The organism is Variovorax sp. Soil_C_19 (assembly GCF_057657255.1).
The window spans coordinates 505,151-531,688 of the sequence record NZ_JBDGIV010000002.1; the positions used below are offsets into that span (position 1 = coordinate 505,151).

Genomic DNA, 26,538 nt, shown 5'->3' on the forward strand with positions numbered 1-26,538 from the left:
ACAAACCACCCAACCCGTCCGACCATCGCGTTTCAAATCCAGGAACGACGTTCTATTATTTAGAACAACAAGAGACAATGGACTCCACGCTAGCCAAAGGCCTCGCCGCCATCGAATGGATGACGCGGCAACAACGTCCCTGCCGCGTCACCGACCTTGCACAGGCTTTCGGCATGGCGCGCAGCAACGCGCACCGCACCCTCCAGACGCTGGTCGAATGCGGCTGGGCCGTGCAAGACCCCGACACCAGCGCCTACCGCCCCAGCCTGCGGCTGTTCGAACTCGGCGCGCTCGTGTCCGAGGCCAGCGACATGGGCTCGCTGCTGCGGCCGCACCTCGCGGCATTGGCGCAGCAGACCGGCGAGACGATCCACCTCGCCGTACTCGACGGCGCCGAGATCGTGTACCTCGACAAGTTCGACAGCCCCCTGCCCGTGGCCGCCTATTCGCGCATCGGCGGCCGTGCGGCGGCATATTGCGTCGCCTCGGGCAAGGCGTTGCTCGCAGCGGCGGCGCCCGACGCGGCCGCGCTGCGCGAGAGCCTCGGCAGCCTCGTGGCACACACGCCCAACAGCATCACCGACTTCGATGCACTTCTCCAGGAACTCGAACGCACACGCGTTCGCGGCCATGCCGAGAACCGCGAGGAATGGCGCCTCGGCGTCTGCGGTCTCGGCGTGCCGGTGTTCAACGCACGCGGCGAGGCCGTGGCCGCGGTCGGCATGAGCGTGCCCTCGATCCGCTTCGCGCGGACGCAGGCGCGCGAACTCGCCGAGCGGCTCTTGGCATGCGCGCGCGACGCGAGCGTCACGCTCGGCTACCGGGCCAGCCCGGCGCCGGTCACGCCGCTTCCGACTTCCACCACCAAGAGAAGGAGACTCGAATGAACCGGTTACTCGCCCCTGGGCTGCGCGCGACGCTTCTGTCCGCCGCCGCATTGGCTTCTTCGCTCGCCGCTCCCATTGCCGCGCACGCGCAGCAGGCTGGCGCGGACTACCCGTCCAAACCCATCCGGCTGGTGGTGCCGTACCCGCCCGGCGGCGGCACCGACGTCGTCGCGCGCATCGTGCAGGAGCGCTTCTCCGCGCTGTTGGGCCAGCAGTTGCTGATCGACAACCGAGGCGGCGCGGCCGGCTCCATCGGCACCGAGATCGTCGCCAAGTCGGCGCCCGACGGCTATACGGTGCTCTTCACGCTTTCGTCCCACACCATCAATCCGGCGATCTACCCAAAGCTGCCCTTCGACACCGCGAAGGACTTCACGCCTGTCGGCATGGTCGCGTCGTTGCCGCAGATCCTCGTGGCCAACACGCAGTTCGCGCCCAACACCGTGGCCGAGCTCGTCAAGCTCGCCAAGGACAAGCCCGGTTCGCTGTCCTTCGCCTCGGTCGGCAATGGCTCGCCGGGCCACCTGGCGGGCGAGCTCATGAAGCTGCGCACCGGCACGCAGATGACCCACATTCCCTACCGCGGCGGCGGCCCCGCCGTCACCGACCTCATGGGCGGGCAGGTGCCGCTGCTGTGGGTGTCGATCCCTGCCGCGGCGCAGTTCGTGAAGGCGGGCAAGCTCAAGGCGCTGGCAGTGTCGACCACCAAGCGCAGCGCGGCCTTCCCCGACGTGCCCACGATGCAGGAGGCCGGCGTTTCCGACTTCGACGTCGACTCGTGGTACGCCATGTTCGTGCCCGCGAAGACGCCGCAAAGCGCCATCGACAAGCTCAACCGCGTGATCAACACGGTCGTGAAAGAGCCCGAGATCCGCGACAAGCTGCTGGCGCAGGGCAGCGAAGGCGTGGGCGGCCCGCCCGAGCAGCTCGGCAAGGTGGTGGACACCGAACTCGTGCGCTGGCAGAAACTCGCCAAAGAGGCCAGCATCAAGGTGGACTGACCGACAACCGACGAAAAGACCCATGGAACATTCAACCGCACCCTCCTCTTCCCCCATCGCCGAACTCGTGGCGCGCGCCCGCGCTGCGCAGCGCATCTACGAGACATGGTCGCAAGCGCAGGTCGACACCGCGGTGGTGGCGGCGGGCTGGGCCATCATCGAACCCGCGCGCAACCGCGAACTGGCCGAACTGGCGGTGGCCGATACCGGCGTGGGCAACGTCGAGGACAAGGTGCGCAAGAACCACCGCAAGACCTTCGGCCTGCTGCGCGACCTGCAGGGCGCGCGCTCGGTGGGCGTCATAGCCGAAGACCCGGCGCGCGGCATCGTCGAGATCGCGCGGCCCGTGGGCGTGGTGTGCGCCATCACGCCGTCCACCAACCCGGGTGCCACGCCAGCCAACAAGATCATCAATGCGCTCAAGGGGCGCAACGCGGTGATCGTGGCGCCCTCGCCGAAGGGCTGGTCGACGGCGGCGCGGCTCATCGAATTCATCCACCAGCAGTTCGACCGCATCGGCGCACCTCGCGACCTGGTGCAGTTGCTGCCCTCGCCCGTCAACAAGCAGTCGACCGCCGAGTTGATGCGCCTGTGCGACCTGGTGGTGGCGACCGGCTCGCAGGCCAACGTGCGCGCCGCCTATGCGAGCGGCACGCCGGCATTCGGCGTGGGCGCGGGCAACGTGGCGGGCATCGTCGACGAAACCGCCGACGTGGACACGGCGGCCGATCGCATCCTGCTGTCGAAGACCTTCGACAACGCCACGAGCTGCTCGTCGGAGAACAGCCTGGTCATCGTCGATGCGGTGCGCGCAAAGATGCTCGCGGCCCTCAAGGACCGCGGCGCCGTCATGCTCGCCGACGCGCAGAAGGCCACGCTGCAGTCGCTGATGTGGCCTGAAGGCAAGCTCTCGCCCGCGGTCATCGGCCAATCGGCCCGCGTGATCGCCGAACGCGCGGCCGCCATGGACGGCGCCAACCGTGAGGGCTGGCTCGCCATTGCCGCCGCCGAACCGCGCGTACTCATGGTGGCCGAAGACGGCGTGGGCCATGCGCACCCGTTCTCCGGCGAGAAGCTGAGCCCCGTGCTGGCCGTTTACGCGGCGCGCGATTTCGCCGAGGCGGCCGCCACGGTCGAGCGCATCTACGCCTACGAAGGCGCGGGCCATTCCGTGGGCCTGCACAGCACGCGACCCGAACGCGCGCTGGCGCTCGGCCTCACGTTGCCCGTGTCGCGTGTGATCGTCGACCAGGCGCACTGCATCGCCACCGGCGGCAGCTTCGACAACGGGCTGCCGTTCTCGCTGTCGATGGGCTGCGGCACCTGGGGCAAGAACAACTTCTCCGACAACATGAACTACCGGCACTATCTGAACATCACGCGCGTGTCGCGGCCCATTGCCGAGCGCATGCCGAGCCAGGACGAGATCTTCGGCGCGTTCTTTTCGCAGTACGGAGCGAACTGATGGACAGGGCGGCCGGCGCGGACACCGTCCATGGCTTGATCGAGAACGCTGCCGCCCGCACGCCGCATGCGGTGTATGCGCTCTCCTGCGACAGCGGCGAGCAGCAGCAGCAGCAGCAGATCGACTTCTCCTCGCTCGCAAGCGGCTGCCGGCGCGTGGCGGGCCTGCTGCACCGCGCCGGCGCACGACCCGGCGACACGGTGTCGGTGGTCATGCCGAACGGGCTGCAGACGCTGCGGCTGCTGCTCGGCGCGATGCATGCGGGTTGCGTGGTCAATCCGGTCAACCTGCTGTCGCAGCCCGACCAGATGCGCTATGTGCTCGCGCATTCCGACTGCCGCGTGGTGTGCGTCGCGCCCGAGTGGGAAGAACGCGTGCGCGCGATGCTGGTCGATGCCGGCCGGCCGGTGGACCTGCTCGTGGCCGCGCCCGATGCGGCCACGCTGCCCGGCGAGGACGATGACGATGACGAGGACGATCGGCAAGACAGCACGGCGTTAGCACCACCCTCACCCGACGCCGTCGCACTGCTGATGTACACCTCCGGCACCACCGGCCTGCCGAAGGGCGTGATGCTCACGCAGCACAACCTGGCCGCCAATGCGCACGCGATCGGCGCGGAGCATGCGCTCGGTGCGGCCGACCGCGTACTGGCCGTGCTGCCGCTCTATCACATCAATGCCTTCTGCGTGACCATGCTCGCGCCGCTGGCCTTCGGCGGCAGCCTCGCGATGCCGCCGAAGTTCTCGGCCGGGCGCTTCTGGCAACAGGCCGGCGACACGCACTGCACCTGGATCAACGTGGTGCCGACCATGATCTCGTACCTGCTCGAGGGCGAGCCACCACCGCGCTCGCAGACGGCATCGCTGCGCTTCTGCCGCTCGGCCTCGGCCGCGCTGCCGCCCGAACACCACCGCGCCTTCGAGCAGAAGTTCGGCATCGGCATCGTCGAGACCATGGGCCTCACCGAAACCGCCGCGCCCTCGTTCTCGAACCCGATGGAGCCGGCGCTGCGCAAACTCGGCTCGGTCGGCCGCGCCTCGGGCTGCGAGGCGCGCGTGATCGACGCCGCCCTGGCCGAAGTGCCCGACGGCGCCACCGGTGAACTGGCGATCCGGGGGCCGAACGTGATGCGCGGCTACTACAAGAACGACGACGCCACGCGCGCGAGCTTCACGCCCGACGGCTGGCTGCGCACCGGCGACCTCGGGCACCGCGACGCCGACGGCTTCTTCTTCGTGACCGGCCGCATCAAGGAACTGATCATCAAGGGCGGCGAGAACATCGCGCCGCGCGAGATCGACGAGGCGCTGCTGCAGCACCCCGCGGTGCTCGAGGCCGCGGCCGTGGGCGTGCCCGACCGCCACTATGGCCAGGAGATCGGCGTGTGCATCGTGCTGCGCGAGGGCTGCGCCTGCACCGAGGACGAACTGCGCGCCTTCAGCGCCACCGCGCTCGGGCGCTACAAGACGCCGGGGCACTACCGCTTCGTCACCGACCTGCCGCGCGGCCCCTCGGGCAAGGTGCAGCGCCTGAAGCTGCTGCCGCTCTTTGCCGCATGACGGCGGCGGAACTGCTGGTGCCGCCGCTGGCGCCGGCGCTGCTCGCCTACAGCCTCTGCGTGGTGTTCGCGGCCGGCGTGGTGCGCGGTTTTGCGGGCTTCGGCTTCTCGGCCGTCACCGTGGCCGGGCTCTCGCTGGTGGTGTCGCCCGCGCTCGTGGTGCCCGCGATCTTCATGCTCGAAGTGCTCGCCAGCCTGAGCCAGCTGCGCGGCGTGGCGCGCGACGTCGACATGCCCTGGCTCGGCTGGCTGATGCTGGGCAACCTGCTGTTCATTCCGCTGGGCGTCGCCCTGCTCGCCTGGTTGCCCGAGACACCGCTGCGCCTGTTGATCGGCGCGCTGCTCATGGCAGCGGCGCTGCTGCTGCGCGCCGGCGCGCGCGCCACGCTCGTGCCCACGCGCGCGGTGCGCTTCGGCGCCGGCCTGGTGTCGGGCCTCATCAACGGCGTGGCGGCCATCGGCGGCATCGCGCTCGCGGTGCTGCTGAGCACCACCGCCATGACGCCTGCCGCGCTGCGTGCGACCATGATCGCGCTGCTGCTGTTCAGCGACGTGGTGTCGCTCGCGAGTGCCGCGCTCATCCCTGCGGGCGCGCATGCCTCAGGCTCGCTGCTCGGTCCCGACACGCTGAAATGGGCGCTCTGGCTCGCGCCCGCGATGCTGGCCGGCATCTGGTGGGGACAGCGTTCGTTCAAGGGCGTGTCGCCGGAGCAGTTCCGCCGGCATGTGCTGAATCTGCTCGTGGTGCTGGCGTCGGTGAGCGTGCTGCGCTCGGTGGTCTCGCTGCTGTCGGCCTGAGACGCTGCGCACGCCCGGCTATGTATGCTGCGGCGACATGCTGACTTCTCGCGCTTCATTTCGTCGCCCGTGCCGGGCCGCACGGGCCGCCGCCACGGGGTTGGTGCTGTTCGCATCGGCGGTCACCACTGCCGTCGCGGCATCCCGTTGCGCCGACACGGCCATCCAATTTCCGCCACCGCCGCGCGCGCTCTCCATGGCGGCCGCCGCCGAGCGCGAGCACGCCGCCTTCGGCGCGCAGGCGATGGATGCCGAAGGCCGGCTCATCGAATCGGGCTGGTCCGAGGCCGACGCCTCGCGCCCGCTGCGCATGGGCCCCGCGCCGTGGCAGCGGGTGCACGGCTACTGGCAAGCGGTGCCGGAGCGCCGCAGCGCGCTGCCGTCGCTGGTGCGCTTCGGCGCGCTGCGGCCGGCCGACCGCACGCTGCTGCTGCAAGCGCTCAACCAGGCCAGCGCAGCGCACCTGCAAGGCCTTGGCGTGGGCCCCGACCAGGGCCTCGATGCGGCCGAGCTGCATGCAATGACAACCGCGGTGAACCGCGTCGCCGCCATCGACACACCTTGGTCGGCCGCCTTCGTGAGCTGGCTCGCGCGAGAGGCCGGCCTGGGCGCGGACGAGTTCGTTTTCTCCGAAGCGCATGTGGACTATGCCGGCGCCGCCTGGCAGGCCGGCGCCGCCGAGGCGGCCGGCCGCGAGACGCGCTACGCGATGCGCGCCTGCGACCTCATGCGCACGCCGCCACGCGTGGGCGACCTCGTCTGCCATGCACGCGCGGGCCGCGCCGGGCTCGACCGCTTCGAGAAGCTCGGCGAAGTACTCGCCACGCGGCCTACGGGCGGCGAGCCGCTTCCGATGCACTGCGACATGGTGGTCAAGGTCGATGCGCGCGGCTTCGAGGCCGTCGGCGGCAACGTGCTGCAGTCGGTCACGCGCAGGCGGCTCGACTTCGCACCCGGCACCCGAACACTCGATGCGAGCTACCAGCCCGACCACTGCGACCCCGCCGCCGCGGGCTGCGTCGACCGGCACATGAGCCGGCAGCCGTGGTCGTTGCTGCTGCAGTGGCGCTGAGGCGCGGGGACGGGGCGCAGGACGCGCTCAGGAACACACATGATCCGCTTGGATGATGTGCACGCCAGGCGCACGCACACCGCTTCGGCTCCTACGTCGCCGAACGGTCTCTCTCGTCGAGTGCGGCGAAAACTTCGCTGGCCGATCGGTACTGCCCTTGCTCCATCTCGCGATGGCCTGACTCACCTTACAGCAGCCCCGCCATGCGCCCCGCCGCCGCCTCCAGCGCACCGATGCGCGCCACCGCATCCGCCATCGACATGCGCGCCGTCGGCGCATGCACCGCAAGCGCGGCGCGCACCGCACCCGCTGCGTCGCGCACCGGCACGGCCACGGCCACGAGGCCGGCGATGAACTCCTCGCGGTCGCGCGAATGGCCGCGCCGCGCGATCTCGTCGCACTCGGCGCGCAGCGCCTCGGGCGTCATGAGCGTATTGGCCGTCATGCGTTCGAGCGGCAGGCTGTCGATGATCGTGTCGCGCGCCTTGTCGGGCATCAGCGCCAGAAAGAGCTTGCCGCTCGCGGTGCAGTGCAACGGCACGTGCGAGCCGACGTCGAGCGTCAGGCGCAGCGGCCATTGCGCCTCGACCCGGTCGAGGTAGAGCACCTGCGCGCCGTCGAGCGTGGTGAGGTTGCAGGTCTCGCCGACCTCGCGCACCAGCGCGGCCAGCACCTCGTGGCGCAGGCCGCGCACCGTGCCGTGGTTCAGCGTGTCCAGCGCCAGCTGGCGCAACGCGGGCCCGACGATGAACGAGCGCTCGTCCACGTCGCGCGCCAGGAAGCCGGTGCCCAGCAGTTGGGTGCAGATGCGGTGCGCCGTGCCTTTGGGCAGGCCGAGCTGCGCCGCGAGCTCGGCGAGGGTCAGCGCCCGGCCCTGGTTGGCCAGCAGCGCCAACAGGCGCAGGCTGCGCTCGGCGGATGAGCCGGAAGACGGCTCCTCGGGGGTCGCGGAATCGGAAGAACTACGCACTGCGGCGGACGCGCGCACGGGTCGTGGCATACGGGTAAACCTTAAAAGTGGAACGTTGCGTTCCGAAAAACATTAGCCTAGGATGCATCGCATTGCGGCGATTGTTCCATTGCCCGGGAGTGCGATACACATGCGTGACGAGGAGTTCGACTACATCGTGGTGGGTGCCGGCTCGGCGGGTTGCGTGCTGGCCGGCCGGCTCAGCGAAGACCCGGCCACGCGCGTGCTGCTGCTCGAAGCCGGCCCAGCCGACAAGTCGCTCTGGATCCACCTGCCCATCGGCTACGGCAAGACGATGTGGAGCTCCACCTACAACTGGCGCTTCGAGACCGATCCCGACCCGAACATGAACGGCCGGCGCATCTACTGGCCGCGCGGCAAGACGCTGGGCGGATCGAGCGCGATCAACGGCTTGATCTACATCCGCGGCCAGCGCGAGGACTACGACCACTGGGCCGCGCTCGGCAATGCGGGCTGGGGCTACGACGACGTGCTGCCCTATTTCATCCGCTCCGAAGGCAACCAGCGCGGCGCCAGCGCCTTTCATGGCGGCGACGGGCCGCTGAAGGTATCGGACATCGCGGCCCGGCACGAACTGATCGAGGCCTTCATCGAGGGCGCCGAACAGATCGGCGTGCCACGCACCGAAGACTTCAATGGCGCCACGCAGGAAGGCGCGGGCTACTACCAGCTCACCACGCACAAGGGCTGGCGCTGCAGCACGGCCAAGGCCTACCTGACGACAGCGAAGAACCGGCCGAACCTGCGCATCGCGACCGAGGCGCTGGCCACGCGGCTGGTGCTCGACGGCCGGCGTGCGGTGGGCATCACCTACCGCCAGGGCGGCGAGACGAAGACCGCGCGCTGCCGCGCCGAGGTGCTGCTCGCGGCCGGGTCGATCCAGTCGCCGCAGCTGCTGCAGCTCTCGGGCATCGGCCCGCGCGCGCTGCTCGAGCGCTTCGGCGTGCCCGTGGTGCACGACCTGCCCGGCGTCGGCGAGAACCTGCAGGACCACCTGCAGATCCGCCTCGGCTACGAGTGCGCCAAGCCCATCACCACCAACGACCAGCTCAACTCCTGGTTCGGGCAGGCGAGCATGGGCATGGAATGGCTGATGCACCGCACCGGGCCGCTCGCGGTCGGCATCAACCAGGGCGGCTGCTTCATGCGCGCGCTGAAGGACGAGCGCGGCAAGCCGGTGGCCGCCACGCCCGACATCCAGTTCCACGTAGCCACGCTCTCGGCCGACATGGCCGGCGGCAAGGTGCATCCGTATTCGGGCTTCACCATGTCGGTGTGCCAGTTGCGGCCCGAGTCGCGCGGGCATGTGCGCATCCGCTCGCTCGATGCGGCCGAGCCGCCCGAGATGCAACCCAACTACCTGGCGACCGAACTCGATCGCGCCACCACGGTGGCGGGCATGAAGGCGGCGCGTGCCATTGCCGAGGCGCCCGCGATGCGGCCCTACGTGAAGCGAGAGGTGAAGCCCGGCCCCGATGCCGCGAGCGATGCCGACCTGCTGGAGTTCTGCCGCAACAACGGGGCCACCATCTTCCATCCCACCGGCACCTGCCGCATGGGCAGCGACCCGCTCGCCGTGGTCGATGCGCGCCTTCGCGTGCACGGCGTGGCCGGGCTGCGCGTGATCGATTGCTCGGCGATGCCGACGCTGGTGTCCGGCAACACCAACGCGCCCGCCGTGATGATGGCCGAGAAGGCCGTGGACATGATCAGAGAGGACGCGATGGCGTCCATGACTGCGCTTCAGCTTTAGGTTCGGTCGGTGTGAGCTTGGAAGTCCGCTGAAGGCGCACGGCCCGCGAGAGGCCGCGACGAAGACAACCCAAAGGAGACAGGCAAATGAGCGCAACGGTCGAAGAGAGAAAGATCCGCAAAGTCGTGATATCGGCGCTGGTGGGCGCCACCATCGAGTGGTACGACTTCTTCCTGTACGGCGTGGTGGCCGGCATTGTGTTCAGCAAGCTCTACTTCCCGGGCAGCGACCCGGTGGTGTCGACCATGCTGGCCTACACCACCTTTGCCGTGGGCTTCGTCACGCGGCCGCTGGGCGGCGTGATCTTCGGCCACTTCGGCGACAAGATCGGACGCAAGAGCATGCTGGTCATCACGCTGATGATCATGGGCGTGGCCACCTTCCTGATCGGGCTGGTGCCTACCTATGCGCAGATCGGCATCGCCGCGCCGATTCTGCTGCTGCTGCTTCGCATTGCGCAGGGCATCGGCCTGGGCGGCGAATGGGGCGGCGCGGTGTTGATGGCGTACGAGTACGCGCCCAAGGGCAAGCGCGGCTTCTACGCGTCGCTGCCGCAGATCGGCCTGGCCATCGGCCTGTGCCTGGCTTCGGGCGTGGTGGCGCTGCTGTCGTGGCTCCTGACCGACGAGCAGTTCATGGCGTGGGGATGGCGCATCGCCTTCCTGCTCTCGGGCGTGATGGTGATCGTGGGCATGTACATCCGGCTGCACGTGCAGGAGACGCCGGAGTTCGCCGCAGTGAAGGCGCGCAACGCCGAATTGCGCATTCCCTTCGTCGACATGCTGCGACGCTATCCGGGCAACGTGCTCAAGGGCATGGGCGCGCGCTATATCGACGGCGTGTTCTTCAACATCTTCGGCGTGTTCTCGATCAACTACCTGACCGGCACGCTCAAGATCAGCCGCACCGACGCGCTGCTGGGCGTGATGGCGGCGGCGGTGGTGATGATCTTCTTCATTCCCTTCTTCGGCCGGCTCTCGGACAAGATGGGACGCGGCAAGGTCTACATGTGGGGCTCGATCATCACCGCGGTGTCGGCGTTCCCGGGCTTCTGGCTCATGATGAACAGTGGTGGCAACGTGCTGCTGGTGTGGCTCGCGATCATCGTGCCGTTCGGCATCCTGTACGCCTCGGTGTACGGGCCGGAGGCGGCGCTGTTCTGCGACCTGTTCGACGCCAAGGTGCGCTACACGGGTATCTCGTTCGTCTACCAGTTCTCGGGCATCTTCGCCTCGGGCATCACGCCGATCATCGCCACCGCGCTGCTCAAGTCGGGCGGTGGGGAGCCGTGGCAGATCTGCATGTACGTGCTGTTCGCGGGCGCGGTGTCGGCGGCGTGCGCCTGGATGATCGGACGCTCGCCGGCCATCGAGGAAGCGCCGGCCGAGGCGGTGCAACCCGCACGCTAGCTATTCGGCGGGGCAGTGCCCGAGGGTGAACAGCCCGACGTCGACCCGGCCCGACAGGAAGCCCGCCTCGCAATAGCAGAGGTAGTACTCCCAGAGCCGCTTGAACGAGGCGTCAAAGCCCAGCGGCTCGATCGCCGGCCACGCCGCCAGGAAGCGGTGACGCCACTCGGCGAGCGTGGCCGCGTAGCTGCCGCCGAAGGATTCGGCACGCGCCAGCGTGAGCCCGGCGCGGGCCGCCTCGGCTTCGAGCGCGCCGACCGACGGCAGCATGCCGCCCGGGAAGATGAAGCGCTGGATGAAGTCGGGGCTGCGCCGGTAGCGCTCGAAGAATTCGTCGGCGATGGTGATCACCTGCACCACCGCCACGCCACCCGGCGCGAGGCGCTGGCGCAGCGTGTCGAAGTACACCGGCCAGTAGCGTTCGCCCACCGCCTCGAGCATCTCGATCGACACGATGCGGTCGTACTGCCCGCCGGCATCGCGGTAGTCCTGCAGGCGCAGGTCGACGCGCGATGCCAGCCCCTCTTCGTCGACCCGTTGCTGCGCATGCGCGAGCTGCTCGGTCGAGAGCGTGAGGCCGGTCACGCGCGCGCCGTGGCGGCCGGCCAGCGCCAGCGCCAGCGCGCCCCATCCGCAGCCGATCTCGAGCACCGCGTCGCCCGGTGCCGGTGCCAGGAGCTCGGCGATGCGCGCGATCTTGGCCGCCTGCGCTTCTTCGAGCGTCTCGTCGCCGGTGGCGTAGAGCGCGCTCGAATAGATCATCCCGGGGTCGAGCCACTGGGCATAGAACGCGTTGCCCATGTCGTAGTGGAAGGCGATGTTCTGCCGGCTGCCACGGCGCGTGTTGGCGCGCAGGCGGTGCATCGCGCGGCCGAACCACCGCGCGGGCAGCGAGGCCTCGAAGGCACGGCCCCAGCCTTCTTCGTTGCGGATGCCGAACTCGAGCAGCGCCGTCAGGTCCGGACTCGTCCAGTCGCCGTCGCGGTACGACTCGGCCAGGCCCATGTCGCCGCGCAGCAGCATGCGCGCGAGCGGGCGCCAGCGGTGCAGGCGGATGGCCGCATGCGGGCCGTCGGCCGCGCCGCGCCCTTCCACGCGTTCGCCGTTCGGCAGCTCCACAGCGATGGCGCCGCAGCGCACGCCGCGCAGCAGTCGCACCAGCAGCCGGCGCAGCGGCCGGCGGGTCCAGGCGGCGGGCGGGCAATGGACATCGGCCTCGAGGTTGTTCGACGCGGAAGGGGTGGAGGTGGTCGTGTTCATGCGTCCTTGGTTCCAACAACAATGCTCACAGGCTGCGCAGGCGCGGGCGGACAGCTGCGAAAGCGCGCGCCCTTGACCCACAGCCGAAGTGCTTCCCAGTGGATGGCGCCCACCACCTTCAGCGTCAGCAGCGGATGCGAGAAGAAGACCCGCGCGAGCGTCGCATCGCCGAGCGGGCGGCGTTCGGCATCGAAGCGCGCGACCAGCAGCGGACCTTCGGCGTCCGACGCGGTGATGCCGATGCCGAGCCCGGGCCGCAGCCGGTCGGGCAACTCGACGCGGAAGGCATAGTGCATGTCGATGTCGAGAAATGGCGAAACGTGGAACTGCTTGGCGCACTGCTGCGCGATGCGCTCGCCGTGACGCTCGGCCTCGTCCACCGCGATGAGGTAGCTGTGCCGCTGGCCGAAGGTGTTGTTCACCTCGTAGAGCACCGCCTGCAGGCCGCCTTCGGGGTGGTCGCAGAAATACACGCTGAGCGGATTGAAGGCATGGCCGAGGATGCGCGGCATGCTGAGCAGCCGGATGGCGCCGCCGGTGCGCAGGCCCGCAGCGAGCAATTGCCGCTCGACATGCGCGCGCAGCCCGAGGCCGTCGCCCGCGCCATAGTCGCGCGCATGCAGGCTGAACAGGTTGAAACGGTCGAACGAGAAGAGCCGGAGCCTGCGCGACAGCGCCGGCAGCGCGTCGATGTCCACCAGCATCGAGAACACGCGGTAGCCGAGGCGGTGGCGCGCCGGGCGCAGCCGCTGGTGCATGACGCGGCCGACGTAGAGCGCGGCGTCGTCGTTCAAGCGGCTGCCTCCACGCGCTGGCGCGGCCGAAGGCGGATGCGGTCCGATTCGCCGGCCACGTTCCATGGCCGGCGCACGCCGCCAAGCGCCTCGGCCACGGCCAGGCCGGCCTGCAGTCCGTCCTCGTGGAAGCCGGCGCCGAAGTAGGCGCCGCAGAACCAGGTGCGGCGCTGCCCCTGAAGCGACCACAGTTCGTCCTGCGCGCGCATCGCATGCGGGTCGAACACCGGATGCTCGTAGACCTCGCTGCGCAGCATGTGACCGGGCGCGGGCTCGCGCACCGGGTTCAGCGTGAGGAAAAGCGGCGTGTCGTCGGCAATCCCCTGCAGCCGGTTCATCCAGTAGGTGACGCAGGGCGCTTCGGCGCGGCGGCGGTCGGCCGCGTAGTTCCAGCTCGACCAGACCGCGCGCCGCCGCGGCATCAGCGCCAGGTCGCTGTGCAGCACCGCGCGGTTGCGGCTGTAGCCGAAGGCGCCGAGCAGCCGCGTCTCGGCGGCACTCGGGTCGGGCAGCAGGCGCAGCGCCTGGTCGGCATGGGTGGCGATCACCACCTGGTCGAAGCGCCGCGGGGCGGCAGTTCCGTCGGTGCGCACCAACACCCCGCTGGCGTCGCGCCGCACTTCGACCGCGGCGCTGTCGAGCCGCAGCGGCTCGCCGATGCCTTCGATCAGCCGCGCCACATAGCGCGCGCTGCCGCCCGTGACGGTGCGCCACGCGGGCCGCTCGCCGAGGCTGAGCAGTTGGTGGTTCTCGCAGAAGCGCACGAAGGCTTCGGTCGGGTAGTCGCCCACGCGTGCGGCGGGCGTCGACCAGATCGCGGCGGCCATCGGGTACAGGTGGTCGTCGCGGAAGGCGCGGCCGTAGCCGCGCGCGTCGAGGTAGCTGTCGAGCGGCTGCAGGCCGAACCGCGCGGCATCGGCCGGCGCCTCGCGGTAGAAACGCACCAGCTCGCGCAGCATGGCCCAGAAGCGCGGCTTGACGAGGTTGGCGGGCTGCGCGAACAGCCCGCGCAGCCCGCTGCCCGAATACTCGAGCGCACCGTCGTCGAGGCTCACCGCGAACGACATCTCGGACGGCTGCGTCGCCACGCCCAGGTGCGCGAAGAGCGCCGTGAGGTTCGGATAGGCCGATTCGTTGTAGACGATGAAGCCGGTGTCGACCGCCACCGCCTGGCCGCCGGGCCCCGTCACCTGCACGGTGTTGCTGTGGCCGCCCGGCCGGCCATCGGCCTCGTACACGGTGACGCGGTGCCGCTGCGACAGCAGCCAGGCCGCCGCGAGGCCCGAGATGCCACTGCCGATCACGGCGATGTCGAGCGCGCTTTCACCCACGGTGCCAGGGGGCGGCAAGGAAGCGTCGGGGGCGGCGGCAACGGTCATGGAGGCTCCGGAAACAACATGTAGCCGCTTGTACGCAGCCGCTACCGATTTGGATTTGCCCGGGGGGTGCGCCGCATGCGCTGTGATCTAATCCCGCCGGCGGTGCGTAGGAGCAGCATGAACACCGTCCGACATGCCCAGGCACCGGTCCTCGCGCGGCCCCGATCGCGAGCGCCCTGGCTGTCGATGGTGACACTGCATCAGGGCCGCGACGCGATGCCGACAAGCGAAGAACTCAACTGCCTGGCCGAAGCCGTGGCGCGCCAGGGCGACAGGCAGGCCTTTGCCGCGCTCTTCAAGCATTTCGCGCCACGCGTGAAGTCGTACCTCATCCGGCTCGGCACCACCGAAGGTCTGGCCGAAGAACTGGCGCAGGAAGCCATGGTGAGCGTCTGGCGCAAGGCACCGAGCTTCGATGCGCGCCGCGCGAACGTCTCGACCTGGATCTTCACCATTGCGCGCAACCTGCGCGTCGACCATTTTCGCCGCATCGGCAACCGCCCCACGGCCGACGCCGACGAACTCGACGGCGATGCCGCGCCCGACGACCTGCCCCAGCCCGACGACCTGCTGTTGACCCGGCAGCGCGAGGCCGGCGTGCGCGAGGCGATCGCCCAACTGCCGGCCGAGCAGGCGCACGTGCTGCGCCTTTCCTTCTTTGAGGAGCAGCCCCATTCGCAGATCGCCGAGACGCTCGGCCTTCCGCTCGGTACAGTCAAATCGCGCGTCCGGCTAGCCGTGCGCCATCTGCGCCGGCTGCTCGACGGATACGAACCATGACCATTCAACACCATCCTGCCGACGACCTGCTGCTTGCCCACGCGGCCGGCAGCCTCGAGCGCGGCCACGCGGTGGTCGTCGCGAGCCATGTGGAAGGCTGCGCGCATTGCCGCGAACGCATGCGCCTGCTCGAAGCCGCGGGCGGCGCGCTGCTCGACGCGTTGCCGCCCGAAGCCATGGCCCCCGACGCGCTCGCGCGCACGCTGGCCGCCATCGACGCGCCGCCGCCGCCGCCACCGCGGCTGGCGCCCGCTCCGGTGCCGCGGCCCGTGCTGCCGCCCGGCATGGCCTGGCCGCGCGCCCTGGCCGCCTGCCCGGCCACGCCCTGGCGCTGGCTCGGGCCGGGCATGCGCTGGAGCCGCGTCACGCTGCCCGACGATCCCGCGGCCAACGTCTTTCTGCTGCGCATCGCCGCGGGCAAGAACCTGCCGCTGCACACGCACAGCGATTCGGAGCTCACGCAGGTGATGCACGGCACCTTCCACGACGGCCGCGCACTGTTCGGCCCCGGCGACTTCGACGAGGGCGACGGGAGCTTCCAGCACCAGCCGGTGGTTCAGGCCGGCAGCGAGTGCATCTGCCTTGCGTCGGTGCGTGGACGGGTGCTGTTCGATGGGGTGATTGCGCGCACGCTGGGGGCGCTGGTGGGGATGTGACCGGGGGCGGTTGAAGAAAATCGTCTTTTTTGCGTCGACTGTCACAACGCCGAGCGCCCGCCCGTCTAAGAGGTATATCTCAACCTCAAGACCGAAGGAGTTCACCATGTCTCAAGCACGACTCGACTATCACGCCCTCGCGCCTGCGGCGGCCCGCGCCGGCGCCCAGTTCTCGTACGCCGCCGGCAAGACGCTGGACAAGCGCCTGCGAGAACTGATCAACCTGCGCATCAGCCAGATCAACGGCTGCGCCTTTTGCATCGACATGCACTGGGCCGACCTGGTCAAGCAAGGCATGGACCCCCGCCATATCAATGCGGTGGCCGGCTGGCGCGAGGCGGAGCGGTTCTTCGGCGAAGCCGAGCGCGCCGCGCTTAACTGGGCCGAGGCCGTCAACGCGGTGCCGCAGCGCACGCCCAGCGATGCCGACTTCGAGGCCGTGAGACGTCACTTCAGCGACGCCGAGGTCGCGGACCTCACCTTTGCGGTCTGCGCGATCCGCTCGTGGAACATGCTCAATGCCAGCTTCCACATGCAGGTGCCCGAGACGCCCTACGCGGCCGGCTGACTCAGCGCGCCGCGCCGAAGGTCAGCGCGGCCTTCGCGGCCGCGGCCGCCGATACGGCGGTCACGAAGGTGCCCCAGCACAGGTCGGCGATCGTCACGGTCCATGACCAATCCTTGAGCGTGGCCTGGTTGGTCAGGTCGTAGGTCGCATAGGCCAGGAGGCCGAGCAGCGCGCCGTGGCCCAGCGCGCTGAGCCAGCGCCCGCTGGCGAGCGCGGGCGATACCGCGAACACCACCACCCCGACGAGGTAGATCACGTAGAAAAGCACGGCCGGTGCGAGCGCAAAGCGTTCGAGCATCAGGTGGCCGAGCACCGGACGATAGAGCCGGTCGGCCATCGTGGTCAGCCAGATGGCGTCGAGCACCAGAAAAACCACGGCCGCGGCGAGGTAGGCGATGGCGAATTGCCGAAGGGACATGATGGAAAAACTCCTGTTGTTCGTGTGAAAGCCAAGAAGGCAAAAGATCACTTCAGGCGGTACGACAGCCTGCGCCCGCCCTCGACCGTCGAATCCAGCCCGAGCCATTCGCCCTCGGCCGAATACCAGACGTCGATCGGCTGCGCCGCGCCGTCGATGCGCCAGCGCATGGCCGCGATACTTTGGCCGCGCACCGCCAGCGTCCCGCCTGCCAACGGGCGGACCTGCACGCTCTCGTAGCGGCCGTTCTGCGCATTGAGCAGCCGCGCCTGGCGCTGGATGACGGGGTTCCAGTAGGCAAAGCTCATGACGCAGCCCGGCAGCGTCTGCGCGGCGGTGCCGGTGCCAACCGTCACGGCGAGCCCGTCGCCCGCGGGCTCGGCGCGCACCCGGCTCGTCTCGCCGTCGTCGTCGGTGCTTGCATCGAGCGTGCGCAGGCAGTCGCCGCGCCACTGTTCGACCGCACGGTGGCGGTAGCGGTACACGGTCAGGCCCAGCAGCTTGACGGCGAAGCCGGCCTCGCTGAGCACCTTGCGCGCTTCGGTCGGGCCCGTCACGCTGAAGCGGTGCTCGCCGATCGGCTTGTCGTCGAGGAAGACGCTGAAGTTCCATTCGTTCGCTTGTACGGCACAGGGCAGCGTCGCGCAGGCCAGCACGGCGACCCATTGCATTTTCGTCATGGTGTCTCCCTTCGCACAGGTCCGGGCAAGAACGCGTTGGTCCGCGCGATGTAGTCGCGGTAGGCCGGACGGCGTTCGGCGATGTCCTTCTCGAGCAGGCGCACGCCCGAAACCTTGAGCAGCAGCACCGTCATGAGCACGGGCGACACGATGCTCCAGGCGCCACCCCATCCCGCGCCGCCCATGGTCACGAGCCAGAGCCCCCACCAGACGCAACATTCGCCGAAGTAGTTGGGATGCCGCGTGTAGCGCCAGAGGCCGCCGTCCATCACCCGACCCGCGTTCGCGCGGTCGGCCTTGAAGCGCGCCATCTGCGCATCGGCAATGGCCTCGAAGCCCAGGCCGAAGGCGGCCAGCGCGAAGCCTGCGGCATCGAGGGCACCGAGCGCGCCCTGGCCATGCATGCCGGCCAGCAGCGGCGCCGAGACGGTCCACGCCAGCACCGCCTGCAAGCCGAACACCAGGTACAGGCTCTTGAGCCCGAAGTTCGGCTCGTTGCGCGCGCGGATCTCGCGGTAGCGCCGGTCTTCGCCGTGGCCCCAATTGCGCCAGGTGATGAACAGGCTCAGCCGCAGCGCCCATGACGCGGCGAGCAGCATCATGCCAAGCCCGCGCAGCCCGGCCTGCGGCGGCAGCAAGAAGAAATACACCGCGCCCGCCCCCGCGATGCACAGCGACCAGACACGGTCGACCAGGCTTGCATCGTGCCGCGCCAGGCTCGCGAGCCAGGTGCCGAAGGCCAGCGTGGCAGTGAACGCGAGGCCAGCGAGCGCGGCGCCGACCAGGCCGAAGGAAACGTCAGGCATGTCGCGCCTCCGCCGACATCACGCCGTCGAAGCGCATCGACAGCCGCACCAGGGCCGGCAGCAGCACCGCCCAGACCAGCGCCAGCGTCAGCAGCGCGGGCTCGGCATGCACGAACTGCGCGCCGCCGAGCCGCACGCCCGAGACGAAGGACAGCGGCCCCACGATGGCCCCGAGCGCCGCGGCCAGCCAAAGCCGCGGACGCAGCCAGCGCATCGTCACGTTGAGCGCGATGGCGAGCAGGCCCCACAGCGCGACCATCCAGTACGGCGGCAAGCCCGACACCGGCTGACCTGACGGATAGGCCACATGGCCCTGCTGCACGATGGCAGTCTCCACGGCCAGGCCGACCACGCAGGCCAGTGCCACGAGCCGCGCTTCCTGCGCGGGCCGGGCCGAAACCCACAAGTGCCAGCCGACGGCCGCCGCCACGCAAGCCGTACCGGCCAGCGGCATGCCATGCGCGGCGCCGAGCACCGCGGCGAACCAGGCCAGCTGGAACACGACGAAGTTCGCTACCTGCACCGAGGCTGTCATGCGCGCCGCTCGAAAAGATAGTGGCTCACCCACCAGCGCTGGCCGGCGTCGAAGCCGAAGAGCTCGGCCACCGATAGGAAGAAGAGCCGCCAGCGCGTCCACCACACATCGGCATCGTCGCCGTAGGTGGCCTTGAACAGCGGCAGCAGCATGGCGCGGTGCGCGTCCATGTTGCGCAGCCATTCCTCGGCGGTGCGCTGGTAGTGCGTGCCATCCCAGCGCCACTGGTCGAGCAGGCGCAGGTCGTCCTGGCAGCGCAGCGCGAGGTCGTCGCTCGGCATCATGCCGCCCGAGAAGAAGTGGCGGCTCATCCAGTCGCTCGCGTCGCGTTCGACAAAGGCATAGGGCGCGCCGCGGTGCGCAAAGACGTGCATGAAGAAGCGGCCATCGGCGCGCAGCCAGCGCGCCAGGTTGGCAAAGGCGCGCGGCCAGTTGCGCAGGTGCTCGAACATCTCGACCGACACGATGCGGTCGAAGCGCTCGGCCGTGTCGAAGTCGTTGAAGTCACGGGTCACCACACTCAGGTTGTGCAGGTTGCGGCGCGCGGCTTCGGCCTCGATGTACGCGCGCTGCGAATGGGAGTTGGACAGCGCGGTGATCCGGCTGGCCGGATAGTGCTGCGCCATCCAGAGCGACAGCGAGCCCCAGCCGCAACCGAGCTCGAGCACGTCCTGCCCGTCCGACAGCCCGGCCCGGGCACAGGTCGCCGCGAGCGCCGCGGCCTCCGCCTGCGTCAGCGTCTCGACGCCTTCGGGCCAGAAACAGCTGCTGTACTTGCGGTGGCGGCCGAGCACCACGCCGAAAAAGCCCGCGGGAACCTCGTAATGCTGTTCGTTGGCCTTCTCGGGCAGGGGTGCGAGTTCGGCCGAGCGTATGCCGCGGATGAACTCCCGCGTCAGGTCGGCGGCCGGTGCCGCGGCACCGCCGTGCAGTTCGGCCAGCCGCGCCTTCAGCAGGCGGCGGATGCCGAGCCGCAGCAGGCGATCGGGCACCAGGCCCTGCTCCACCGAGCGGATGGCAAATTCAGCGGTTTGCGACATGCGCATGGCTCCTTGTTCGCGGCCCCGGGGGCGTGGTGCCGGCACGCGCTATACGCAGGAATGGGCCTGCCGGATCTGCGGCCTTTGCGGGAACTGGAACAATGCGGCCACCATGGACGGCCTCGATCTCATCAAGACATTCCGCGAAGTCGCGTTCCGGCGCAGCTTCTCCCGCGCAGCCATTTCCCTCGGCATGTCGAAAGCCACGGTGAGCCGCTACGTGGCAGAGCTGGAGCAGCGCAGCGGCGTGCGCCTGCTCAACCGCTCCACGCGCTCGCTGAGCCTGACCGACGCCGGGCAGGTGCTGCTCGATCGCAGCACCGAGCTGGTGGCGATGGCCGAGAACACGCTCAACGACCTGCAGGCGCACGGTGCGCATCCGCGCGGACGGCTGCGCATGAGCGCGCCGCACGGCCTGATCGCAGGCTGGCTCTCGGACGTGATTGCCGAATTCATCCAGCGCTACCCGGACGTGTACGTGAGCCTGGTGTTCACCAACAGCGCGGTCGACCTGATCGAGGAAGGCATCGACATCCACCTGACAGGCGGGCGCATCGACGACATGAACCTGATCGTGCGCCGGCTGGTGCAGTTCGAGATGGTGGTCTGCGCCAGCCCCGCCTACTGGGCCCGGCGCGGCATGCCGCAGGTGCCCGAAGACCTGGGCCGGCACGACGTGCTGAGCTATTCGGCGGCGCCCACCTCGCACCTGCCGTTCGAAACCGGCGGTAAGGCCTACGAGGTGCCGGTGCACAGCCGCATGGAAGCCAACGACGCCCTCGCGCTCATCGAACTGGCGCTGCGCGGCGCCGGCGTGGCCTATGTGCCCGAGCCGCTGGCGCAGTCGCACCTGGAGCGCGGGGCGCTGGTGCCGGTGCTGCGCGAGCACATGCCGCACGACCACTGGCTGTACGCCGCCTATTCGCAGCGCCGCCACAACAGCGCGGCGATGCGCGCGATGCTCGACTTCCTGGAACAGTCGATGCTGCCGGCCGTGGGCAGCGTCGCCGGCAGCGCGCCAGTGCTGTCGGCGATCCCGGCGCTGCAGCCGGTGTTGCCGCCGCGGCCGGCGCCTACTACATGCGCCCTTTCCAGGGCACCAGACGTCGCTCGAGCCAGCGCATCAGCAGGTCGAAGAGGTACGCCACCACGCCAATGACGATGATGCCCATGATGACGATGTCGGTGCGAAGGAAGTTCGACGCATTGAGCACCATCTGGCCCAGGCCCATGTTGGCGGCCACCATCTCTGCCGCGACCAGCGTGGTCCAGCCGAAGCCGATCGCGATGCGCATGCCCACCAGGATGTCCGGCAGCGCCGACGGCAGGATCACGTGCCGGATCACCTGCACGTAGCTGGCACCCATCGAGTAGGCCGCATTGATCTGCTCCTGCGAGGCGCTGCGCATGCCGGAGCGCGCGGCCAGCGCGAGCGGCGCGAAGCAGCTCAGGAAGATCAGCAGCACCTTCGGCAGCTCGTCGATGCCGAACCAGATGATGATCAGCGGCAGGTACGCGAGCGGCGGCAGCGGCCGGTAGAACTCGAGCGGCGGATCGAAGATGCCGCGCCAGACGCGGCTCATGCCCATCGCGATGCCCACCGGAATGGCCGTGACGCAGGCCAGCAGGAAGGCCGAGAACACGCGGAACATGCTCGCGAGGAAGTGCTGCCACAGCGGTTTGTCGTTGGCCTGGCCCGTGAGGTATTCGTGGAACTGCTGGAACACGGCTTGCGGCGACGGCAGGAAGAGCGGCTTGACCCAGCCCATGTTCGTGACGAGGAACCACAGCGCGATGAGCCCCGCCACGGTGACCACGCTGATGGTCACGCTCGAGCCCTCGCCGGGCACCTTGAAGGCGCTGGTCTTGAGCTGGGTGCCGGCCGCCACCGGCGGCGGCGCGGCGGGCCGGGTGGGTGGGGTGACGACGGTGGCGGAAGGTGTTGTTGCCATGGTGGCCTCAGGCATGTTCGGCCTCGCGGTGGTGAATGATCGAGAGCACCTCCTCGCGCATACGGATGAACTCGGGCTCGGACTTGACCTTGCGCGAATCGCCGTGCGCGAGGAACTGGCGCGAGAACGGCACGTCGTCGTAGATGTGCGAGATGCGCCCCGGGCTCGGGCTCATCACGATCAGCCGCGTCGCGAGGAACAGTGCTTCTTCGACCGAGTGGGTGATGAAGAACACCATCTTGTTCGACGTCGACCAGGCCTTCAGCAGGATCTCCTGCACCTGCTCGCGCGTGAAGGCGTCGAGCGCCCCCATGGGTTCGTCCATGAGCAGCACGGCGGGGTCGCTGGCCAGCGCGCGAGCGATGCCCACGCGCTGCTGCATGCCGCCCGAGAGTTCGTAGACGGCGCGGTCGGCGTACTTCTGCAGGCCGACCAGCGCCAGTTTCTCTTCGGCGACGCGGTCGCGCTCGGCCTTGCCGACGCCGGCGAGCCGCATGCCCAGGGCCACGTTGTCGCGCACGTCGAGCCAGGGCATGAGCGCATGCTTCTGGAACACCACGCCGCGGTCGGCGCCAGGGCCGACCACGGGTTGGCCATCGAGCAGGATCTGCCCACTGGACGGCGGCAGGAAGCCCGCGATGCAATTGAGCAGCGTGGTCTTGCCGCAGCCCGAGGCGCCCAGTGCGACGACGAAGTCGCCATCGCGCATGGTGAGGTTGACCGGCGCCAGCGCCTGCAGCGTGCCGCCCTTGACGGCGTAGTTGACCGTGAGGTCGCGGATGTCGAGCGTGGGCATGGGGGGGTGCCTTACTTGGCCATCGCCTTCTCGACGTAGGTGGTGGTTACGAAGGCCGCGTAGTCGGGTTTGACTTCCTGCACCCGGCCCTGCTCCTTCAGGAAAGCCGCCGTGCCCGCCATGGCCTTGGCCGCGCCGCCGCCCAGCCAGGTGGGAGACACCTGCTCGGCCATGGTCGGGAAGCTGTAGAGCGCCATCACCGCGCCCACGTTCTTCGGGTCGGCCTTGGTCCACTTGGCCATCGCCTTGGTCTGCGGCGAATCGGGCGTCCAGCTCTTGCCGGAGGCCTTGTACTCCTCGTTCGCACGGTTCAGCGCCTTGACGAAGGCGATCATGAACGGCTCGTTCTCGGCCGCCCACTTGGCGTTGACCACGATGCCCTCGAAGGTCGGTGCACCGCGCTGGCCGATGCTGCCAGAGGTGGCGATGACCTTGCCGTTCGAACGGATCTTGGAAAGCACCGGGTCCCAGATGAAGGTGGCGTCGATGTCGCCGCGCTCCCAGGCGGCCGCGATCTCGGGCGGGCGCATGTTCATGACGTTGACCTTCCTCGCGTCGACGCCTTCCATCTTCATGCCGGCCATGAGCTGGTAGTGCGCGGTCGAGACGAAGGGCGTGGCGACCTTCTTGCCGGCCAGGTCCTTCATGCTGTTGATGCCCGATGCGTTGCGCGCCACGAGGGCCTCGGCATTGGCGATGTCGGCCGAGATCCAGAAAAGCTTGATGTCCTGCCCCTGGCTGGCCGCGGCGGTGAGCGGGCTCGAGCCCGTTTCGCCCATCTGCACGTCGCCCGAGGCCATGGCGCGGATCACGTCGCCGCCGCCCGAGAACATGCGCCAGTTGATCTTGTAGCCGGTGGCCTTCTCGACCTCGCCCGACTCCATGACGAGTCGCAACGGCACCAGCATGTCCTGGTGCGCGAAGGTGAGTTCCTTGCTCTGTGCCAAAGCGGAGCCTGCGCACAGCATGGCGGCGGCAGCAGCGGCAGTGAAGGCGGCTGCGCATTTCAGGGAGAGACGGCGGGACGTGGTCATTTCTTTTCCTCCGGGTGATGGTGGTGAACCTGGGCGGACTTTGCACCCGTTGGGTCCCGGGAGGAAGTACCAGCAGGGGGGGGAGGATGGAGCCAGGGGGTTGGGAAATACCCTCGTTCTGGTGCGCTGGGAGTGGGGGCGCACGGGGTCGGTGCGTTTCCCGGGGCCGGGTCTCGCCCCGGCGGGCGAGCTACTTTCTTTTGCTTCGCCAAAAGAAAGTAGCCAAAGAAAAGGCGACCCCGCTGTCTGCGACCCCTTCGCTGCGCTACGGGGCAACCTGCGGTGCTCGCGTTTCGCGGGGTCTCGCAGAACTCGCTTCGCTCAAACAGCTGCGAGCCCTGATCCGCGAAACACTCCGCTCCTCGGCGCAGCCAGAGGGGATTTGGGAACCATGCAGGCCATCGCTGCGCTCGGCCCTCTTTTTCCCTCTCCCTCCGGGAGAGGGTCAGGGTGAGGGCCGACGGCCTGGGCAAAGGAGCGCCTTGATTACCGCCGCAGCCCTCACCCCCAGCCCTCTCCCGGAGGGAGAGGGAGCAAGACAGCCGAGCGAAGCAATGGCCCGTGGGGGCCCCACTCCCTTCTGGCTGTGCCGAGGAGCGCAGGCGGAGGCGGGGTCAGGGCCGCAGCTGTTTGAGCGAAGCGAGTTCTGCGGACCCCCGCCGCAGCCGAGCACCACAGGTTGCCCGTAGCGAAGCGAAGGGACACAGACAGCAGGGGTCGCCTTTTCTTTTCTTACTTTCTTTTGGCGAAGCAAAAGAAAGTGAGTCGCCCGCCGGGGCGAAACCCGGCCTCAGGCAAAAAACAAAGCCGACAACCCCCTCAATGCGCCCGAACCTCCCCCCGCGCCAACGCCAACTCCTCGAACGCCGCTCCCAGCGCCTGGATCCCCGCCAGAATCTGTCCCGCCGCAATCGATGACAACCGCAGCCGGAAGAAGGGACACGGATAAGGCGGCTTCGCAAAGAACACGTCCCCCGCCTCGATCAGCACGCCATGGCTGCGCGCCATCAGCGACAGTTCCCCCGCATCCACCCACGCAGGCGCCCGCACCCAGATCGAGGCCCCGCCCTGCGGCAGCGTGAAATCGAACTCCGGCAGATGCTCGCGCAACGCCTTGGCAGCGATCGCGAGCCGGTCTTGCATCGCCGCATTCACGCGCCGCGCATGCGACTCGTGGTGGCCGAGCGAAAGAAACAGTGCATAGGCATGCTGCAGGAACGCGCTCGGGTGCCGCACCATCGCGTGGCGGATCAGCCGCAGTTCCTTGATCAGCGCGCGCGGCGCCACGATGAAGCCGAGCCGCAACGCGGGCGAAAGGCTCTTGGACACCGAGCCCACGTAAATGACCCGGCCCGTCTTGTCGAGGCTCTTGAGCGCGGGCATGGGCGTGCCCTCATAGAGGTTTTCGGCCTCGTAGTCGTCCTCGATGATGACGAAGTCCTGCAGTTCGGCCTTGCGCAGCAGCCACTGCCTGCGCTCCAGGCTCAGCGTGGCGGTGGTCGGGCTCTGGTGCGACGGGGTCACGAAGAGGTAGTCGGCCGCCGGCAGCGCATCGACGACCAGGCCCTCGTCGTCGACCGCCACCTCGACCCACTTGGGGTTGCGCATCGAGAAGCTGTTGCGCGCATGCGGATGGCCGGGCTCCTCGAGGCCGACGCGCGTCTGCTCGCCGAATAGCGCATCGGCCAACAGGTAGTACGCATGCTGCGCACCGAGTGTGACGAGGATCTCCTCCTTCAAGGCAAACACGCCGCGCTTGGGCAACAGCCGCGTGCGGATCTGTTCGATCAGCTCGGGCACGTCGTCGGTCTCGAAGTCGGGCGTCCAGTGCGGCAGCTGCGAGCGCGCCAGGCTGCGCGCACAGCATTCGCGGAAGTCCTCGGTCGGAAAGAGCTGCGGGTCGTAGTTGCCGTAGACGAAGGGGTACGGATAGTCGCGCCAGCGGTCGGGCTTGGAAAGCGTGGGCTTGTCCTGCAGCGAGCGCAGCACGCGCGCCGGCCAGTCGGGCGGCTGGCTCGACTGGCCGCTGCGCCCCACCAGCGGCTCGGCATGCGCGGCCGACAGCGGGCGGGCATTGCGCGCCACGAACACGCCGCTGCGCGGACGCGCCTCGAGGAAGCCTTCGTCGATCAGCTGCAGGTAGGCCGACGTGACCGTGTTGCGGCTCAGGCCGAGCAGTGCGGCCAGCTCGCGCGACGAGGGCAACGACGCGCCGGGACTCAGGTGGTCTTCGAGGATCGCCTGCACGACGGCGGCACGCAATCGGCCCTGCAGCGGCAGCGCGGGTTGGTCGGGCAACGCGAAAAGCTGCGCCCACTGGGTCGCTCGGTGGTTGGCCATAGGCGCCGCAGTGTAGGGCAAGGGCTGTGTTCTGGCTCGGTCGAATTCCCCCATCTGGCCCTATCGCCCGGCGAGCGTGCTGCCTACGCTTGCAGCATTCAATTCAGGAGCCCTTGCGTGACTGCACTGCCATCTTCATCCCCAGTCGATTCATCCACCGTGACCACCGACACCCTCGCCGCGTTCAGCGACGCCTGGAACCGCCACGACATCGACGCGCTGATGTCCTTCATGACCGACGACTGCATCTTCCAGACCGCCGCCGGCCCCGATGCCTGCGGCACGCGCCACGTCGGCACCGAAGCGGTGCGCCGCGCCTTTGCCGCAGCCTGGGAGGCGGTGCCCGATGCGCAGTGGACCAACGGCAAGCACTTCGTGCAGGGCGACTTCGGCACCTCGCAATGGACCTTCACCGGCACCGCGGCCGACGGCGGCCGCATCGAGAGCGACGGCATCGACGTGTTCACGTTCCGCGGCGGAAAGATCCACCTGAAGAACGTGTTCCGCAAGGCACGCCCCAACCTGCCCGCTGCCAAGTAGCCGCCGCGGAGCCACCCCATGAC

26 protein-coding genes are annotated in these 26,538 nt (G+C 69.0%); 13 read left to right on the top strand and 13 right to left on the bottom strand.

Going from position 1 to position 26,538, the window contains the following annotated elements; all coding sequences use genetic code 11:
* Window positions 1–77 precede the first annotated feature (77 nt).
* From AC3A6R_RS06875 to AC3A6R_RS06900, 6 genes are all read left to right on the top strand, one after another.
* Window positions 78–887 carry an IclR family transcriptional regulator gene (locus AC3A6R_RS06875; RefSeq protein WP_487864085.1) on the top strand — a complete coding sequence of 270 codons (810 nt, stop codon included), beginning with the start codon at window positions 78–80 and terminating at the stop codon, window positions 885–887.
* On the top strand, window positions 884–1,888 hold the full coding sequence (locus AC3A6R_RS06880) for a tripartite tricarboxylate transporter substrate binding protein (protein ID WP_487858294.1): 1,005 nt from the start codon (window positions 884–886) through the stop codon (window positions 1,886–1,888). The genes AC3A6R_RS06875 and AC3A6R_RS06880 overlap by 4 nt, the downstream gene beginning before the upstream one ends.
* Window positions 1,889–1,910: 22 nt before the next feature.
* Window positions 1,911–3,353 carry an acylating sulfoacetaldehyde dehydrogenase gene (sauS, locus tag AC3A6R_RS06885; RefSeq protein WP_487858295.1) on the top strand — a complete coding sequence of 481 codons (1,443 nt, stop codon included), beginning with the start codon at window positions 1,911–1,913 and terminating at the stop codon, window positions 3,351–3,353.
* Entirely contained in the window at window positions 3,353–4,915 is a 1,563-nt protein-coding gene (locus tag AC3A6R_RS06890; protein WP_487864086.1) for an AMP-binding protein, read from the top strand. Before sauS ends, AC3A6R_RS06890 begins: the two co-directional genes overlap by 1 nt.
* The gene (locus AC3A6R_RS06895; RefSeq protein ID WP_487858297.1) at window positions 4,912–5,712 is read left to right on the top strand and encodes a sulfite exporter TauE/SafE family protein; all 801 of its coding nucleotides are present in this window, start codon (window positions 4,912–4,914) and stop codon (window positions 5,710–5,712) included. Before AC3A6R_RS06890 ends, AC3A6R_RS06895 begins: the two co-directional genes overlap by 4 nt.
* Window positions 5,713–5,908: 196 nt before the next feature.
* Window positions 5,909–6,784 (top strand): DUF2272 domain-containing protein, encoded by an 876-nt coding sequence (locus AC3A6R_RS06900; protein WP_487864087.1) that lies wholly within the window; start codon window positions 5,909–5,911, stop codon window positions 6,782–6,784.
* 187 nt (window positions 6,785–6,971) lie between these two features.
* Here the strand turns inward: AC3A6R_RS06900 and AC3A6R_RS06905 are convergent, their stop codons facing one another.
* The gene (locus AC3A6R_RS06905) at window positions 6,972–7,784 is read right to left on the bottom strand and encodes an IclR family transcriptional regulator (RefSeq protein WP_487858299.1); all 813 of its coding nucleotides are present in this window, start codon (window positions 7,782–7,784) and stop codon (window positions 6,972–6,974) included.
* Between the two features lie 100 nt (window positions 7,785–7,884).
* Here AC3A6R_RS06905 and AC3A6R_RS06910 point away from each other — a divergent pair, with 100 nt between their 5' ends.
* Window positions 7,885–9,528: a GMC family oxidoreductase gene (locus AC3A6R_RS06910; RefSeq protein WP_487864088.1), complete on the top strand. Its 1,644-nt coding sequence runs from the start codon at window positions 7,885–7,887 to the stop codon at window positions 9,526–9,528.
* Window positions 9,529–9,614: 86 nt separating this feature from the next.
* Window positions 9,615–10,937 (top strand): MFS transporter, encoded by a 1,323-nt coding sequence (locus tag AC3A6R_RS06915; RefSeq protein WP_487864089.1) that lies wholly within the window; start codon window positions 9,615–9,617, stop codon window positions 10,935–10,937.
* Here AC3A6R_RS06915 and AC3A6R_RS06920 read toward each other — a convergent pair whose 3' ends face one another.
* The 3 genes from AC3A6R_RS06920 to AC3A6R_RS06930 are packed head-to-tail and all read right to left on the bottom strand — an operon-like array spanning window position 10,938 to window position 14,370.
* A complete protein-coding gene (locus AC3A6R_RS06920) occupies window positions 10,938–12,197 on the bottom strand; it encodes a class I SAM-dependent methyltransferase (protein WP_487864090.1) in 1,260 nt (419 codons plus the stop codon).
* Window positions 12,194–12,991, bottom strand: a complete 798-nt coding sequence (locus AC3A6R_RS06925; protein WP_487858303.1) for a DUF1365 domain-containing protein — start codon at window positions 12,989–12,991, stop codon at window positions 12,194–12,196. The genes AC3A6R_RS06920 and AC3A6R_RS06925 overlap by 4 nt, the downstream gene beginning before the upstream one ends.
* The gene (locus tag AC3A6R_RS06930) at window positions 12,988–14,370 is read right to left on the bottom strand and encodes an NAD(P)/FAD-dependent oxidoreductase (RefSeq protein ID WP_487858304.1); all 1,383 of its coding nucleotides are present in this window, start codon (window positions 14,368–14,370) and stop codon (window positions 12,988–12,990) included. The genes AC3A6R_RS06925 and AC3A6R_RS06930 overlap by 4 nt, the downstream gene beginning before the upstream one ends.
* 117 nt (window positions 14,371–14,487) lie before the next feature.
* Between AC3A6R_RS06930 and AC3A6R_RS06935 the strand changes: the two genes are divergently transcribed.
* The 3 genes from AC3A6R_RS06935 (at window position 14,488) to AC3A6R_RS06945 (ending at window position 16,374) form a co-directional block, all read left to right on the top strand.
* Entirely contained in the window at window positions 14,488–15,150 is a 663-nt protein-coding gene (locus tag AC3A6R_RS06935; protein WP_487864091.1) for a sigma-70 family RNA polymerase sigma factor, read from the top strand.
* A complete protein-coding gene (locus AC3A6R_RS06940; protein WP_487864092.1) occupies window positions 15,147–15,806 on the top strand; it encodes a ChrR family anti-sigma-E factor in 660 nt (219 codons plus the stop codon). The genes AC3A6R_RS06935 and AC3A6R_RS06940 overlap by 4 nt, the downstream gene beginning before the upstream one ends.
* 106 nt (window positions 15,807–15,912) lie before the next feature.
* The gene (locus tag AC3A6R_RS06945) at window positions 15,913–16,374 is read left to right on the top strand and encodes a carboxymuconolactone decarboxylase family protein (protein WP_487858307.1); all 462 of its coding nucleotides are present in this window, start codon (window positions 15,913–15,915) and stop codon (window positions 16,372–16,374) included.
* Window position 16,375: 1 nt separating this feature from the next.
* Here the strand turns inward: AC3A6R_RS06945 and AC3A6R_RS06950 are convergent, their stop codons facing one another.
* Genes AC3A6R_RS06950 through AC3A6R_RS06970 form a run of 5 tightly spaced genes read right to left on the bottom strand, consistent with a single transcriptional unit; the run spans window position 16,376 to window position 19,859 of the window.
* Window positions 16,376–16,792, bottom strand: coding sequence for a DUF2177 family protein (locus AC3A6R_RS06950; protein ID WP_487858308.1), 417 nt, complete (start codon window positions 16,790–16,792; stop codon window positions 16,376–16,378).
* Window positions 16,793–16,839: 47 nt separating this feature from the next.
* Window positions 16,840–17,472, bottom strand: a complete 633-nt coding sequence (locus tag AC3A6R_RS06955) for a DUF6134 family protein (RefSeq protein WP_487858309.1) — start codon at window positions 17,470–17,472, stop codon at window positions 16,840–16,842.
* Window positions 17,469–18,278 carry a DUF1295 domain-containing protein gene (locus AC3A6R_RS06960; RefSeq protein ID WP_487864093.1) on the bottom strand — a complete coding sequence of 270 codons (810 nt, stop codon included), beginning with the start codon at window positions 18,276–18,278 and terminating at the stop codon, window positions 17,469–17,471. The genes AC3A6R_RS06955 and AC3A6R_RS06960 overlap by 4 nt, the downstream gene beginning before the upstream one ends.
* Window positions 18,271–18,813 carry a DUF2878 domain-containing protein gene (locus AC3A6R_RS06965; protein ID WP_487864094.1) on the bottom strand — a complete coding sequence of 181 codons (543 nt, stop codon included), beginning with the start codon at window positions 18,811–18,813 and terminating at the stop codon, window positions 18,271–18,273. Before AC3A6R_RS06965 ends, AC3A6R_RS06960 begins: the two co-directional genes overlap by 8 nt.
* The gene (locus AC3A6R_RS06970) at window positions 18,810–19,859 is read right to left on the bottom strand and encodes an SAM-dependent methyltransferase (RefSeq protein ID WP_487858312.1); all 1,050 of its coding nucleotides are present in this window, start codon (window positions 19,857–19,859) and stop codon (window positions 18,810–18,812) included. Before AC3A6R_RS06970 ends, AC3A6R_RS06965 begins: the two co-directional genes overlap by 4 nt.
* 106 nt (window positions 19,860–19,965) lie before the next feature.
* On the opposite strand from AC3A6R_RS06970, the gene AC3A6R_RS06975 reads away from it, so the two are divergent.
* Window positions 19,966–21,012: a LysR family transcriptional regulator gene (locus tag AC3A6R_RS06975; RefSeq protein WP_487858313.1), complete on the top strand. Its 1,047-nt coding sequence runs from the start codon at window positions 19,966–19,968 to the stop codon at window positions 21,010–21,012.
* On the opposite strand, the gene AC3A6R_RS06980 is transcribed toward AC3A6R_RS06975, so the two are convergent.
* The 4 genes from AC3A6R_RS06980 to pdxR form a co-directional block, all read right to left on the bottom strand.
* Entirely contained in the window at window positions 20,930–21,820 is an 891-nt protein-coding gene (locus AC3A6R_RS06980; RefSeq protein ID WP_487858314.1) for an ABC transporter permease subunit, read from the bottom strand. The genes AC3A6R_RS06975 and AC3A6R_RS06980 overlap by 83 nt on opposite strands.
* The gene (locus tag AC3A6R_RS06985) at window positions 21,813–22,601 is read right to left on the bottom strand and encodes a taurine ABC transporter ATP-binding protein (RefSeq protein WP_487858315.1); all 789 of its coding nucleotides are present in this window, start codon (window positions 22,599–22,601) and stop codon (window positions 21,813–21,815) included. Before AC3A6R_RS06985 ends, AC3A6R_RS06980 begins: the two co-directional genes overlap by 8 nt.
* Window positions 22,602–22,612: 11 nt before the next feature.
* Entirely contained in the window at window positions 22,613–23,635 is a 1,023-nt protein-coding gene (gene tauA / locus AC3A6R_RS06990; RefSeq protein ID WP_487864095.1) for a taurine ABC transporter substrate-binding protein, read from the bottom strand.
* A gap of 819 nt (window positions 23,636–24,454) precedes the next feature.
* On the bottom strand, window positions 24,455–25,975 hold the full coding sequence (pdxR, locus tag AC3A6R_RS06995; protein ID WP_487864096.1) for a MocR-like pyridoxine biosynthesis transcription factor PdxR: 1,521 nt from the start codon (window positions 25,973–25,975) through the stop codon (window positions 24,455–24,457).
* Between the two features lie 117 nt (window positions 25,976–26,092).
* On the opposite strand from pdxR, the gene AC3A6R_RS07000 reads away from it, so the two are divergent.
* The gene (locus tag AC3A6R_RS07000; protein ID WP_487858318.1) at window positions 26,093–26,515 is read left to right on the top strand and encodes a nuclear transport factor 2 family protein; all 423 of its coding nucleotides are present in this window, start codon (window positions 26,093–26,095) and stop codon (window positions 26,513–26,515) included.
* Window positions 26,516–26,538 lie beyond the last annotated feature (23 nt).

Coding starts and splice junctions, on each gene's coding strand:
- AC3A6R_RS06875 (WP_487864085.1), top strand. CDS start 78: ATGGACTCCACGCTAGCCAAAGGCCTCGCCGCCATCGAATGGATGACG.
- AC3A6R_RS06880 (WP_487858294.1), top strand. CDS start 884: ATGAACCGGTTACTCGCCCCTGGGCTGCGCGCGACGCTTCTGTCCGCC.
- sauS (WP_487858295.1), top strand. CDS start 1,911: ATGGAACATTCAACCGCACCCTCCTCTTCCCCCATCGCCGAACTCGTG.
- AC3A6R_RS06890 (WP_487864086.1), top strand. CDS start 3,353: ATGGACAGGGCGGCCGGCGCGGACACCGTCCATGGCTTGATCGAGAAC.
- AC3A6R_RS06895 (WP_487858297.1), top strand. CDS start 4,912: ATGACGGCGGCGGAACTGCTGGTGCCGCCGCTGGCGCCGGCGCTGCTC.
- AC3A6R_RS06900 (WP_487864087.1), top strand. CDS start 5,909: ATGGCGGCCGCCGCCGAGCGCGAGCACGCCGCCTTCGGCGCGCAGGCG.
- AC3A6R_RS06905 (WP_487858299.1), bottom strand. CDS start 7,784: ATGCCACGACCCGTGCGCGCGTCCGCCGCAGTGCGTAGTTCTTCCGAT.
- AC3A6R_RS06910 (WP_487864088.1), top strand. CDS start 7,885: ATGCGTGACGAGGAGTTCGACTACATCGTGGTGGGTGCCGGCTCGGCG.
- AC3A6R_RS06915 (WP_487864089.1), top strand. CDS start 9,615: ATGAGCGCAACGGTCGAAGAGAGAAAGATCCGCAAAGTCGTGATATCG.
- AC3A6R_RS06920 (WP_487864090.1), bottom strand. CDS start 12,197: ATGAACACGACCACCTCCACCCCTTCCGCGTCGAACAACCTCGAGGCC.
- AC3A6R_RS06930 (WP_487858304.1), bottom strand. CDS start 14,370: ATGACCGTTGCCGCCGCCCCCGACGCTTCCTTGCCGCCCCCTGGCACC.
- AC3A6R_RS06935 (WP_487864091.1), top strand. CDS start 14,488: ATGAACACCGTCCGACATGCCCAGGCACCGGTCCTCGCGCGGCCCCGA.
- AC3A6R_RS06940 (WP_487864092.1), top strand. CDS start 15,147: ATGACCATTCAACACCATCCTGCCGACGACCTGCTGCTTGCCCACGCG.
- AC3A6R_RS06945 (WP_487858307.1), top strand. CDS start 15,913: ATGTCTCAAGCACGACTCGACTATCACGCCCTCGCGCCTGCGGCGGCC.
- AC3A6R_RS06950 (WP_487858308.1), bottom strand. CDS start 16,792: ATGTCCCTTCGGCAATTCGCCATCGCCTACCTCGCCGCGGCCGTGGTT.
- AC3A6R_RS06955 (WP_487858309.1), bottom strand. CDS start 17,472: ATGACGAAAATGCAATGGGTCGCCGTGCTGGCCTGCGCGACGCTGCCC.
- AC3A6R_RS06960 (WP_487864093.1), bottom strand. CDS start 18,278: ATGCCTGACGTTTCCTTCGGCCTGGTCGGCGCCGCGCTCGCTGGCCTC.
- AC3A6R_RS06965 (WP_487864094.1), bottom strand. CDS start 18,813: ATGACAGCCTCGGTGCAGGTAGCGAACTTCGTCGTGTTCCAGCTGGCC.
- AC3A6R_RS06970 (WP_487858312.1), bottom strand. CDS start 19,859: ATGCGCATGTCGCAAACCGCTGAATTTGCCATCCGCTCGGTGGAGCAG.
- AC3A6R_RS06975 (WP_487858313.1), top strand. CDS start 19,966: ATGGACGGCCTCGATCTCATCAAGACATTCCGCGAAGTCGCGTTCCGG.
- AC3A6R_RS06980 (WP_487858314.1), bottom strand. CDS start 21,820: ATGCCTGAGGCCACCATGGCAACAACACCTTCCGCCACCGTCGTCACC.
- AC3A6R_RS06985 (WP_487858315.1), bottom strand. CDS start 22,601: ATGCCCACGCTCGACATCCGCGACCTCACGGTCAACTACGCCGTCAAG.
- tauA (WP_487864095.1), bottom strand. CDS start 23,635: ATGACCACGTCCCGCCGTCTCTCCCTGAAATGCGCAGCCGCCTTCACT.
- pdxR (WP_487864096.1), bottom strand. CDS start 25,975: ATGGCCAACCACCGAGCGACCCAGTGGGCGCAGCTTTTCGCGTTGCCC.